Source organism: Cryobacterium gelidum (genome assembly GCF_004403985.1).
In the GTDB taxonomy this organism is placed as follows: Bacteria; Actinomycetota; Actinomycetes; order Actinomycetales; family Microbacteriaceae; genus Cryobacterium; species Cryobacterium gelidum.
In genome coordinates this window covers 362,601-373,018 of the sequence record NZ_SOHL01000015.1, presented here as the reverse complement: position 1 = coordinate 373,018, position 10,418 = coordinate 362,601, and the positions used below count along the sequence as shown (strand labels likewise).

Annotated in this window: 12 protein-coding genes; 3 read left to right on the top strand and 9 right to left on the bottom strand. The window is 64.4% G+C overall.

Annotated elements, in window-relative coordinates:
• Positions 1-146 precede the first annotated feature (146 nt).
• Together E3T50_RS10240 and E3T50_RS16855 are read left to right on the top strand one after the other, a co-directional pair.
• Positions 147-440: a putative quinol monooxygenase gene (locus tag E3T50_RS10240; RefSeq protein WP_134551724.1), complete on the top strand. Its 294-nt coding sequence runs from the start codon at positions 147-149 to the stop codon at positions 438-440.
• 84 nt (positions 441-524) lie between these two features.
• Positions 525-722 carry a DUF427 domain-containing protein gene (locus E3T50_RS16855; RefSeq protein WP_338145355.1) on the top strand — a complete coding sequence of 66 codons (198 nt, stop codon included), beginning with the start codon at positions 525-527 and terminating at the stop codon, positions 720-722.
• Positions 723-1,307: 585 nt separating this feature from the next.
• On the opposite strand, the gene E3T50_RS10230 is transcribed toward E3T50_RS16855, so the two are convergent.
• The 4 genes from E3T50_RS10230 to E3T50_RS10215 all read right to left on the bottom strand — a co-directional run bounded on the left by E3T50_RS10230 (position 1,308) and on the right by E3T50_RS10215 (position 4,241).
• Positions 1,308-1,811, bottom strand: a complete 504-nt coding sequence (locus E3T50_RS10230) for an SRPBCC family protein (RefSeq protein ID WP_134551722.1) — start codon at positions 1,809-1,811, stop codon at positions 1,308-1,310.
• 22 nt (positions 1,812-1,833) lie between these two features.
• Positions 1,834-2,571 carry a mycothiol-dependent nitroreductase Rv2466c family protein gene (locus E3T50_RS10225; protein WP_134551721.1) on the bottom strand — a complete coding sequence of 246 codons (738 nt, stop codon included), beginning with the start codon at positions 2,569-2,571 and terminating at the stop codon, positions 1,834-1,836.
• A 706-nt stretch (positions 2,572-3,277) separates the two neighbouring features.
• A complete protein-coding gene (locus E3T50_RS10220) occupies positions 3,278-3,625 on the bottom strand; it encodes a hypothetical protein (protein WP_134551720.1) in 348 nt (115 codons plus the stop codon).
• Between the two features lie 208 nt (positions 3,626-3,833).
• Positions 3,834-4,241: a RidA family protein gene (locus tag E3T50_RS10215; protein ID WP_134551719.1), complete on the bottom strand. Its 408-nt coding sequence runs from the start codon at positions 4,239-4,241 to the stop codon at positions 3,834-3,836.
• Between the two features lie 125 nt (positions 4,242-4,366).
• Between E3T50_RS10215 and E3T50_RS10210 the strand changes: the two genes are divergently transcribed.
• On the top strand, positions 4,367-4,741 hold the full coding sequence (locus E3T50_RS10210; RefSeq protein WP_166784270.1) for a GNAT family N-acetyltransferase: 375 nt from the start codon (positions 4,367-4,369) through the stop codon (positions 4,739-4,741).
• A gap of 139 nt (positions 4,742-4,880) precedes the next feature.
• On the opposite strand, the gene E3T50_RS10205 is transcribed toward E3T50_RS10210, so the two are convergent.
• From E3T50_RS10205 to E3T50_RS10185, 5 genes are all read right to left on the bottom strand, one after another.
• Positions 4,881-6,137, bottom strand: a complete 1,257-nt coding sequence (locus tag E3T50_RS10205; RefSeq protein WP_134551717.1) for an MFS transporter — start codon at positions 6,135-6,137, stop codon at positions 4,881-4,883.
• The gene (locus tag E3T50_RS10200) at positions 6,112-6,660 is read right to left on the bottom strand and encodes a winged helix-turn-helix domain-containing protein (RefSeq protein ID WP_134551716.1); all 549 of its coding nucleotides are present in this window, start codon (positions 6,658-6,660) and stop codon (positions 6,112-6,114) included. Before E3T50_RS10200 ends, E3T50_RS10205 begins: the two co-directional genes overlap by 26 nt.
• Positions 6,661-7,195: 535 nt before the next feature.
• Positions 7,196-8,452 carry a Zn-dependent hydrolase gene (locus tag E3T50_RS10195; RefSeq protein ID WP_134551715.1) on the bottom strand — a complete coding sequence of 419 codons (1,257 nt, stop codon included), beginning with the start codon at positions 8,450-8,452 and terminating at the stop codon, positions 7,196-7,198.
• A complete protein-coding gene (locus E3T50_RS10190) occupies positions 8,449-9,687 on the bottom strand; it encodes an amidohydrolase (protein WP_134551714.1) in 1,239 nt (412 codons plus the stop codon). Before E3T50_RS10190 ends, E3T50_RS10195 begins: the two co-directional genes overlap by 4 nt.
• The gene (locus E3T50_RS10185) at positions 9,684-10,409 is read right to left on the bottom strand and encodes a hypothetical protein (RefSeq protein ID WP_134551713.1); all 726 of its coding nucleotides are present in this window, start codon (positions 10,407-10,409) and stop codon (positions 9,684-9,686) included. The genes E3T50_RS10190 and E3T50_RS10185 overlap by 4 nt, the downstream gene beginning before the upstream one ends.
• Between the last annotated feature and the right edge of the window lie 9 nt (positions 10,410-10,418).

Below are 10,418 nucleotides of genomic sequence, written 5' to 3'. Positions count from 1 at the left end.
GACGCTGTCGAGGCCGGCGGGTGGCCGCTGCTCACGGAGTACAAGGGCGAAGCAAGTATCCGTTCTCTCGCCGTCGAGGGCTACCAGATCCTCAACTTCTAAGCACCACGCCCGACCCTCGCCCCCTGATACGAAGTGGAGTTCCCATGGCCCTGACAGTTCTTCTTGACCTTCACCTGAAACCGGACGCCGTTCTCGGTGCGCCAGCCATGCTGCGAGACATCCTCGCCGGGACCCGAGCATTTGACGGATGTCTGGGCGTCGACGTGTTGCTTGATTGTGAAGATCCCGCCCACATGATCGTGCTGGAGAGATGGGCGTCGGCCGACGCTGAAGCGGCCTACCGTGAGTGGCGCTCGGGTGCGGGTGCGACCGACCTGGGGTCATTGCAAGCCAGCGCCCCCCAAGTCTCAATGTTTGAAACTGCCAACGACATCTGACTGAGCACAGCGGCGCACACCCAAGGTCATGCTCACGTTCTCGGGCGTGCGCTGTGTACGTTCCCGGTTCTGAAACCGAGCCGGGTGGGCCACCTGCACTCGAAGCAATTGCGGGCGTTAACGCACAAAACGCGCAGGCAGCAGAGCTTGTATCAAGCAGTCTGGAATGATGTCGTGCTGGCAGAGTCGGATGAAACCATTTCGGTCGAGGGCAACCAGTACTTCCCGACTGAGCCGCTCAACTCTGCGTACTTCTCCCGCGAAGAAATCTCCCGCCAATAGATCCCTCTCGCTTGCGACGCAGAAGATTCCGGTATCTTGATTCCAACGTTGCATCGACCGCGTTGTAGCTCGCATTTGGTGTTCACGTCGTAGGTGAGCACTCGGCCGTCTGCGGCTTCGATGAACTCGATGCCGCAGACTTCCGACCCGAAGCGGCGCGCGGACTTCAGGTACTTCTCAATAATCGAGTGCTTACAGTCTTTGAGCAGGCTGAACAGTTGCTGACCGGCTACGGGTGCGTTGGTGGCGCCGGGAGGCACGATCAGCTCGCAGGTGATCGGGTCGATGGCGCAGGTGCAGTTCCGGGCGGGCGCTTCTACCCGGGCTTCGACGGCACTTGCGAGTCCCGTCGGGGCCCCGGAGAATGGCGACGGCACCGACTCATAGGTCTGCATCTTGCGGACCGTTTCGGCCTGAAGCTTCTGCAGATATATGGTGCCCGCCACTATCGAATGGCACATATATCCACGCTCGACTGGAAGATTGCCTCGTGGCGCCGTCCTGACCTACGCCGTCATCTCCGTGCTGGGTCAGCATCGCACGTAGCGGAAACACACACAGCATAAACGAGGACGAGCGGCCCGGTTATGGCTGGGCCTGCTCCCCTGCGTGGCTGGAGACTTCGGCGATCCGCTTGATCGCGGCGAGGGTTTTCGGGATGCCATCGAGGGCCTGCTGGGTGCGGTCGGCGATCTGAGCGTGCGCCTCTTCGCCGAACTTCTCCTCGAACATGGCGATCCCGTCCGGCAAGAACTCCCAGGACTCGGTGAGCATGATCCCGGTCTCCGCGGCGGTGAAGCTGAAGCCCCAGCGCACGAAGCTGCCGCCCACCACCCAGGCGAACTCGCGACCATGCTCTGCCGTCACCACCTCGGACCGGGTCTGCCAGGTCCGGTGTGGGAGCTCGTTGTGCCCGGTGAACCAGGCACCGACCCGGCCGGCCTCGGCCTCGTCGTCCCACCAGCACGACGTGCAGACCGGGCTCCACTCGCCGGTACGGGTGATGTCGGAGAGCAGATCGTAGAGAAACGCGGCCGACGCCTCGACGATGATGGACTCCTGGTGACTGAGGATGCGTGTCTCACTCATGCTTTTACTCTAGCGAACGGGGTCATTTCTTCTGCCGCCGACTGCCGCCGTGCCAGTCCTCCTGCTTTCCGACCGTGTCCGCGTCGACTCCGAACGCGGCCAGCTGTGGCTGCTCGCGCAGGCTGCGTTTGAGCTCGGCAAATCCCGGGAAGCGGGCCAGTCCGACCACGTGATCCCACAACTCGACCGCTGAGTCCTCGTGGGGCAGCCGGCTGATCACCGGCCCGAAGAAGGCCGCACCGGCGGGCGGCTCAAAGTGGATGATGGGCGTGCCCACGTCTTTTCCCGTCAGTGAGAGCGCCTCGTCTGTCTCCTGCTGGATCTCCAGGTCCCATGACTCGTCATCGAGAGCTTCCGCCAGCTCGAGCGGCAGGCCCGCCTCGGCGAGGATCGGCTCCACGAACTCACGCGTCCCGCGGAGCTCACGCACCTCGCCCTCGGTCCGATGGTCGTCTGGGCCGGGGGCAGTGTCGAAGATGTGGGCCCCGAAGGCGGCGTACAGCGGCGCTATCGCCTCGCAGCCGTGCTCCGCTCGCGTCCGGGCGGCTACCCGCAGGAGCCGGAGCCCGGCGGTGTGACCGGCCTCGTACTCGGGAGGGAAGTGCGCGTCGTAGTCGACCTGGGCATTGATCAGACGCAACGAGATGAACCGCCAGTCCACGGTGTAGTCGCGCTGCTTTTGCACTTGCCGCACCCACTTGCTGGTCATCCAGGCGAAGGGGCAGACCGGGTCGAAGTAGAAATTGATGTCAGCGTCCATGCGTCCACCCTAGGTCAGGGCCGCAAGCACGGCCGAGATCGATCTGCCGAGGGGGCTCGACGAGCGACTCGGAGCGACGTATCGCTCTGAATCGCATTCGTTACCCTGATCGGCAGAACCTCAACCAATGTCACAGAGCGTTCCGCCCCGAACGGGGCGGCGCGGCCGGAAGATTCACCACAGTAGTGTCCAAACAGCCACACAAACACACGTTGGGGAAACATAAGTGGAGCCATGACAGTCCGGTGGGTCCGCCTCTTGCTCTGGGTTGCAGTCCTCGTTTCCTAGTCTGCGCTCAGCGTCGTCGGACTCGCCTTAATTGGGATTGGCCTCAACCAAACCTGGTACTTCGAGCCGACCGGCGAGGCTCTCGAGGACGCGCGCGTCGGAAGGCTCCTTATCCTTGCTGGTTCGGTCGCACTCATCACGGCAGCGGGCTGGGCGCAATGGATGCACACTCCGATCTGGGCGTGCATCCTTGTGGCCGCCCCCGCCGTCCTTGCAGGCGGGCTGTCTCTCCTGTTCGAAAATTCCCTATTTCCCCAACTCAGCGCCTTGGTGGCTTTCCCGGTTGCCCTCGCCGGCGTGATTAGCGGGATTGTCTTGGCCCGGCCGCTGCTTCGCGAGGGCTCCGCGCGCCCTAACGCCTTGGTTGACCGTCACGAGTCGGATTGAGCGGCCGCCTTCCGTCGGCGAGTGCCGAGGACTACCATCTGAACACGGCAGTATTGATCACAGCCAGGAGGAAGAACCCCAAGTAATTCAGCGCTGCATTCACGGACAGCGCTCCGATAGCAAATTCTCCCGGCCCCGACCCGTGCGAAGAGCCCAGTGCACCGACGACATAGTGCGCAGTAGACAGCGGCAACGTCAGCACGACCATCAACAAAATCAGCGCTTCGGATGCTCCGGTCCCAGCACCCACCCCCGAGGCACGCATCACGGACACCGTCGCCGCGAGCCCGGCTACTGCCGCCAAGTAAGCGCTCATCGATGCCACGGCCCACGAGGACAGGCGGCCGTTCCCTGTCGGTGTTACGCGACCGGTCGTCATATCCGAAAGCTACAGGCCGTGCCCCACTTCGAGCAAGGACCCACGTCGCAGGTGCGGCCGCTCAAGGAATCAATAGAGGTTATTTCCGAACGACCCTCGTCATGAGGGGACGCTGTCGGCCGCAGCGACATCGTTGATCAGCATGGAACACGTGTACACCGTCGAGGGTTCGAACGGCAGGGGGGCGGAACCCTCGGTGGACGCCTGGTCAGTCCATCACTGCCGCGACGGCTTCGATTTCAACGAGCTGATCCGGGCAGCCGAGGACTGTGACACCCAGAAGTGTGCTCGGTACGTCATGCGTTCCGAAGGCCTCGCGGACGACTGCCCAAGCCTCGACGAGGTCGCTCCGGTTGGAGGATGCGACGAGAACTCGTGTGCTCAGGACGTCCTCGAGTCGAGCTCCTGCTGCTTTCAAAGCAAGAACAAGGTTCTCCATCGCCTTGCCGGCCTGCGCTGAATAGTCTCCGACTGCCGCAGTGCTGCCATCCAGGCTGAGCGGGCAGGCGCCGGTCAGGAAGATGAGGCGCGCCTCAGCAGGAGCTGTTGCCGCGTAGGCATACTGCGCCACGTCGGAAAGCTCAGCTGAGCGGATCAGGACAACGTTGTGGGACATGCCCTCACTGTATTGGAGGGTCGGGCTCGCGACTGGCTCACGAACGCCCGCACGCCGCACCCTCTTCGAGACATTCCTATTGACCATGAGCGGGTAGTTTTCGTGGCTGCCGCGGGGCGTTTCTGTTGCCCGCGCACGGTCAGGGCGGTTGGCTCCTCGCACCGGCGGACGAGGATGAGCGAGGACAGGCAGAACTGGGGTATCGACTGCTGCCGGATTTCTGGCGCCAAGGATTGGCTTCTGAAGGTGCCGCCGCATTGCTCGCTTACGGCTTCGACGACTTGGGGCTGACGCAAATCTTCGCCGAAGCCATGACTGTCAACGCAGGATCTCGCGCGGTCATGAGTCGCATCTGCCTGACTTATCTAGGTACTCGCGGCGAGGGGACTAGTGGCCCGATTACCGGTTCCGGCCAAGGCATGGTCGACTACGCCCTCACGAACGACCGATGGGCTGCCCTCGTCGAATATCCGGCGCTCCGGTGGTGCGGCGTTCGGTAATTCGCATGACACTCCGGGACCCCCAGCAGGTTGTCGTTTTCAACGATTTTTCTGCACCGTCCCTTGGGCCCGTGAGGCAAACTCCCCAAGGGGACCGGCATACGCACACTCGCCATTGCGGTTGCGGTTGCGGTTGCCTTCAGCGGGGGGCGCGTTTTATCGACGCCGATTGCAATTGATCCGCGACGGGCGCGGCTTTGGAGTTTCTGATTAGCGGCACGGTTGCGGTGATCAGGAGGATGAGGGCCACTGCTGCACCGATGATGAATCCAAGACGGGGCTCTATGGCGTCCATGGCGAACCCCACCATGACGGCGGCAACGGCGGCGCCAGCGTTGACTGCCGTATTGATCCAGCTCGATGCCTCGGTGCGCACCTCTGTAGCGGTGAGGTCGTCCGCGAGTAGGTAGCCGGTCACGAGCGATGGAGCCAGGAAAAAGCCCACCGCAGCGAGTCCGCAGCCGAGGACCACGACAAACTCAATTGTCGTGAGAAGTGCGCACAGCGCGGTCATGACTGTGACCGAGATGAGTAGTCGTTTTACGAGCGAGCTCCTCCAGGTTCGCTGGCCGTAGAGCAGGCCTCCGACTGCGCTTCCGGCTGCGAAAGAGGCGAGAAGGATGCCGGCCAGGCCGACCGATCCCTGTCTGTCGGCGATTGCGGGAGCGACCACTTCCACGGTACCGAGAACGACTCCCACGCCGAGTAGCGCGATCAACACTGCGACGAACCCGCTCTGTCGTAACGGCCGTGAACTCTTCCCGGGGGAAGCGGTGACGGCAACGTGCTGTCGCGACAGCGAGCTGCTTGTCATGCCGAGGGTTCCGGCCAGCGCCACCGTGGCAATAGCAAGAAGTCCCACCGCCGGCGATGCCGCACTGAGAATGGCCGCCGCGATCAATGGCCCCGTCGTGAACAGTAATTCCTCACAGACCGCATCGATGCTGTACGCCTTCGTCCGCAGCGCTCCCGGCGAGGTCAGCGAACCCCAAACCACACGCATCGAGGCGCCGAGCGGTGGCGGGAACAACCCGACAATGGCCGCCAGTGCAACGAGCGCCCCGGACGAAGGGTCGGGCTGGGCTGTCAGCGCAGCAATGCCGCCAAGACCGGCAGCGAAGGCGATGGCTAGCGAGTTGAGTGCGAACCGCTGTCCGCGCCGGTCGACGAACCGTGCGCGGTACGGGGAAGCGATCACGTTCGCGAGCCCAAAAGCCCCCGTGGCCGCGCCGGCGACCGCGAAGGAATCCGTGCTCCGCTGCACCGCGAAGAGCAGCACGAGGGTCACCATGGCGAACGAGAGTCGCCCGAGGAGCGCGGGAACAAAGACCCTCAGCACGCCGGTCGTGCGCAGGACCTCGAAGTAGCCACTACTCATGTTCGCGGGTGGTGTCATGGTTCACGACCTCGAACACTGCGAGGGTGGCACTCATCCGGACGCCTTCTGGCGTGGCGGAGGGCACAGCCTCATCGTGGATAAGTTTCCCGATCTCGCGTGACATGTCGCGGATACGCTCCCATGCCTCACGGGAGACGGTGACCTCCGCCTCGGTGAACGTGAATTCTGATCCCGACAGGTAACGCGCGCTGCGGGCCATCAGCTCTGCGGCGAGGGAACTCATCAGAGCCTGGTGTTCGTCGACGCGGCCCGAACCGAGCGCTTCGCCGCTCGCGGGGTCATGTCGGTAGCGCTTGGCGGTCCCGCCACGAATATTCGTCTCCTCGACAAGCTGCACGAGTCCCGCCTGAGCCAACCGACGCAGGTGGTAGCTCACGTTCGCTTGGCTTTCACCCAAGACACGCGCCGCCTCCGTGGCACTGAGGGCCTCGGCGGTCAGAAGCGAAAGCAAACGCAGCCGCAAGGGGTGAGCTAAGGCCCGGAGGCCATCGAGATCGTAGGGATTGGTGGCATCCGGCATGCCCACACGATATGCCACACAACACCTAACCTCCAAATAGTTCTTTTGCGGTCATCTGTCCGAAGTGCATGCCTACGCAGCTCACGCAGCTCAAGCAGCTCACGGCACCGTCCGAGCTGGAGTGCCCTGAAACCGGACGATGACCGGGCATACGAGTGAATCGAACACGAAGCGCCGTGCCCGAATGGGACCCTTCTGCGGGAGAGTGGCGAGGGCGGGATCCGTCAGCGGCTGACAGTCGCGTTCTTGGAGACGGCCCGTCTGGCGTCTTACGACCGTCGACTACCTCCCCCGCAAGAAGGCTTAGTTGTCGCTGATCGACAGCGGTCCAGGTGGTTAGATCGTTTATCGCTGGGTCGTTCCCACCCACGAAGTTTCCATCGTCGATGGTGGCAGCCCCGGGTGGATGCGTACCGACTGGATAAAGTCTGAGTTGTAGATCTGGGCGCGCGGGTCGTTTGGGGTGGCGGCTGGAATGTCCAGCAGCTACACCCCAATCACGGACGGTGCCGGTGCTGCCGGCGGGGCGAAACCGTCAATCGTGGGCAAGGCTCAGCAGGGTATCGAGCAGCACGTTCGCGCCGTTCTCCACGTCGATCCAGGCAGTGTTCTCCTCCGGACAGTGGCTGCGTCCATCGATGCTCGGCACGAAGATCATGCCCGTCGGCGCCAGCTGGGCCATGTTCTGCGAGTCATGGCCGGCCCCGGACGGCAGCGAGCTGTACAACAACCCACGCGCCGCGGCCGCGGCCGCGATGGTCGCCTGAATGCTGGCGTCGAGCCGAACCGGCGGGATCGTGACCTCAAAATCGAACTGCACTGCTACCCCGTAGCGCAGGGCAATCTCCCGGGCCACATCCAGGATGGCCGTCTGCAGGGCGTCCACCAGATCCGTCTCCGCTTCCCGAAAATCCACCGTAACCCGGGCCAGCCCAGGGATCACGTTGGCGCTTCCCGGCTCGACCGTCACAATTCCCGAGGTGACGACGGCACGCTCGCTAACGCTTGAAGCCACTTCGGGCAATGCCACGAGCAGCGCGCCGGCGGCAGTGAGGGCGTCGCGGCGCTGGTCCATCGGGGTGGTCCCGGCATGGTCGGCCCGGCCCCGAAACGACACCACGCCGCCGCCGAGCGCCACGATGCCGGTGACCACGCCGATGTCGTGCCCGAGCTGCTCGAGCGTCGGTCCCTGCTCGATGTGCAGCTCCACCGTGGCGTGCAGCGTGGCGGGGTCCTGCTTTGTCGCCGTGGCCGCGTCGAGGTCTCCGCCGGCGGCTGCGAATGTGTCGGCGAACCGGTCACCGTCCCGACCGGTGAGTGACTCCAGTTCGGTACGGGAAAATCCTCGCGCGAGTGCGCTCGACCCGAACAGGTGGGCGTAGTTGCCCTCCTCGTCTGTGAACATGACCGCCCGCACTGGTCGGTCCAGGGCTGGGCGTTCCTCTTGGATGCGGCGCAGGCATTCCAGCGCGGCGAGCACGCCGAGCGCCCCGTCGAAGGCGCCCCCGTTTGGCACGGTGTCGATGTGCGACCCGGAGCACACGGCGGGCTGGGCCGCGGTCCGGGCATCGTAGTCGGGCGATACGACGATGTTGCCGATGCCGTCCGCTTCCGCGCTGAGACCGGCCTCGGCGCAGCGCCCAAGCAGCCATGCGCGGGCCTCGCCGTCCGCTGCCGAGAAGGAAGTGCGATCCAGGCCACCGCCCGGCCCGCGGCCGATGCGGCCGAGGGCCTTGAGGTCAGCGACCAGCCGGGGTCCGTTCACCGAGAGTCGGGCTGTTGAGGTGTTCATGCAGCGCCGCCCGGCGTGCCGACCCGCGACAGGATGGCGGTGAGGGCTGCGGTGAGCCCGGCTGCCAAGGCCGGCTCGGAGTCGGGGGCGAAATGCGGGGAGTGGTTGCCGGCGACGGATTTGGTTGCGTCGATGGTCTGCTGGGAATAGCCGCCGAACATCCAATACACCGAGGGCACGCCGATGGCCTCGGCGAGCAGTCCGAAGTCCTCACTGCCCATCACCGGCGGCACCTCAATGACGCAGTTCGTTCCGAGGGCGCCGCCGAGCTCATCGATCAGCTGTTGGGTCGCCGCCGGGTCGTTGTAGCAGCGGGGAAATGTGGAAAGCACCTCGATCATCGGATCGGGGGCTCCGGATGCCTGTGCTTCGGCCGCGATGATGCGGCGCAGCGAGTCCAGTACGCGGGTGCGCACCTCGACGTCAAAGGTGCGCACGTTGACGGTGAACTCGGCAGTGGCGGGGATGATGTTTTCCTTGAGTCCGCCGTGGAAGGTGCCGACCGTGACCACGGCGGCCTTCATCGGGTGCACCTCTCGCGACACCACGGTCTGCAGACGCACAACCATGTGAGCACCGAGCACGATCGGGTCGATCGACTGGTCGGGCTGGGAGCCGTGGGCCTGACGGCCGTGCACGGTCACCTTCCAGGAATCGGCCATGGCCATCGCCACGCCGCTGCTGATGTCGACGGTGCCGGCAAGGCCGGGCCATACGTGCTGGCCGTAGACGATCTGGGGGCGGGGGGCGCGGTCCCACAGTCCATCGGCGAGCATGGCTACCGCTCCCGCCCCGGTCTCTTCCCCGGGTTGGAAGATGAACACCACGGTGCCTGCCCAAGCGGTCGGGTGGGTGACGAGATGCTCGGCCAGTGTCAGTGCGACTGTCATGTGAGTGTCGTGGCCACATCCGTGCATCATAGGCACGTCGGTGCCGTCGGCCAGGGTGCCGCGGGCAGTGCTCGCGTAGTCGAGTCCAGTCTCTTCCTGGATCGGCAGGCCGTCGGTGTCGGCGCGGTAGGCGACCGTGGGACCGGCACCGTTGCGCAGGATACCGACGACGCCGGTCCCGCCGCAGCGGAAGGTCTCGAGCCCGAGGTCCTCAAGGCGCCGGGTGAGGAACGCACAGGTCTCGGTCTCCTGCATTGACAGTTCCGGATGCGCGTGCAGGTGCCGGTACAGCTCCTGCATCGTGCGGGTCGTGGTGTCATCAGTCGGAAGTAGGGTCACGGTCATGAGATCTCTTTCGTGGAGTCGGAACGGGGCTTGCGGCGTAGGAACCAGGCCAGCACGGCGGTGGTGACGACGGTAATTCCAGTGGCGAGGTTTGCGATGGCGGGGATGGCGGGCACGAGCACGAAGAAGACGAACCCGGCTGTGGCGATGGCGATAAGCGTCACGCGAGGTTGTTTCAAGGACACCACGAGCTGCACGATGACCCCGCCGATGATGCTGGGGAAGATATACAGGCGCGCGACGTCGGTGACGTCGGCTGGCACGATGGTGACGAGCCAGGAGCCGAGCAGGCCGACGAACACCAGCATGAAGAACACGTGCACCATCGCGGCGCCGCAAATGGCCATCAGGGCTGAGAATTCGCCGCGCTTGGTGCCAGCCTTGGCGCCGATGGCCGCCTGGGCGACCAGTGCAGAGGGAAGCAGCTTGTTGGCGATGTTACCGATCATGAACGCCTGGTACATCGCCGCCGGACCAAGGATCGGGTAGTAGGTGATCGGTTCGACCACCCACAGCACCGAGAACACCGCGGCAACGGCCAGAAAGGCGATCCAGACCTGTGTCTGCGTGATGCCAAGGTCGGCGAACAGCACCAGGTAGAGCGGCGCGGCGAGCGACATGACCAGTGCGGCGATCATGGTGAGCCGACCCCAACGGCTCGTCGTGCGGTCGAAGGTCGCCAAATCGGCGGACGGCGTGGAGATCACTGTTGTGGAGGACATGCTGGCCTT

Excerpts from the sequence above, each read along its gene's own strand:
- E3T50_RS10220 (WP_134551720.1), bottom strand. The coding sequence starts at position 3,625 with ATGACGACCGGTCGCGTAACACCGACAGGGAACGGCCGCCTGTCCTCG.
- E3T50_RS10230 (WP_134551722.1), bottom strand. The coding sequence starts at position 1,811 with ATGAGTGAGACACGCATCCTCAGTCACCAGGAGTCCATCATCGTCGAG.
- E3T50_RS10200 (WP_134551716.1), bottom strand. The coding sequence starts at position 6,660 with ATGCCGGATGCCACCAATCCCTACGATCTCGATGGCCTCCGGGCCTTA.
- E3T50_RS10225 (WP_134551721.1), bottom strand. The coding sequence starts at position 2,571 with ATGGACGCTGACATCAATTTCTACTTCGACCCGGTCTGCCCCTTCGCC.
- E3T50_RS10185 (WP_134551713.1), bottom strand. The coding sequence starts at position 10,409 with ATGTCCTCCACAACAGTGATCTCCACGCCGTCCGCCGATTTGGCGACC.
- E3T50_RS10190 (WP_134551714.1), bottom strand. The coding sequence starts at position 9,687 with ATGACCGTGACCCTACTTCCGACTGATGACACCACGACCCGCACGATG.
- E3T50_RS10205 (WP_134551717.1), bottom strand. The coding sequence starts at position 6,137 with ATGACACCACCCGCGAACATGAGTAGTGGCTACTTCGAGGTCCTGCGC.
- E3T50_RS10195 (WP_134551715.1), bottom strand. The coding sequence starts at position 8,452 with ATGAACACCTCAACAGCCCGACTCTCGGTGAACGGACCCCGGCTGGTC.
- E3T50_RS10240 (WP_134551724.1), top strand. The coding sequence starts at position 147 with ATGGCCCTGACAGTTCTTCTTGACCTTCACCTGAAACCGGACGCCGTT.
- E3T50_RS10215 (WP_134551719.1), bottom strand. The coding sequence starts at position 4,241 with ATGTCCCACAACGTTGTCCTGATCCGCTCAGCTGAGCTTTCCGACGTG.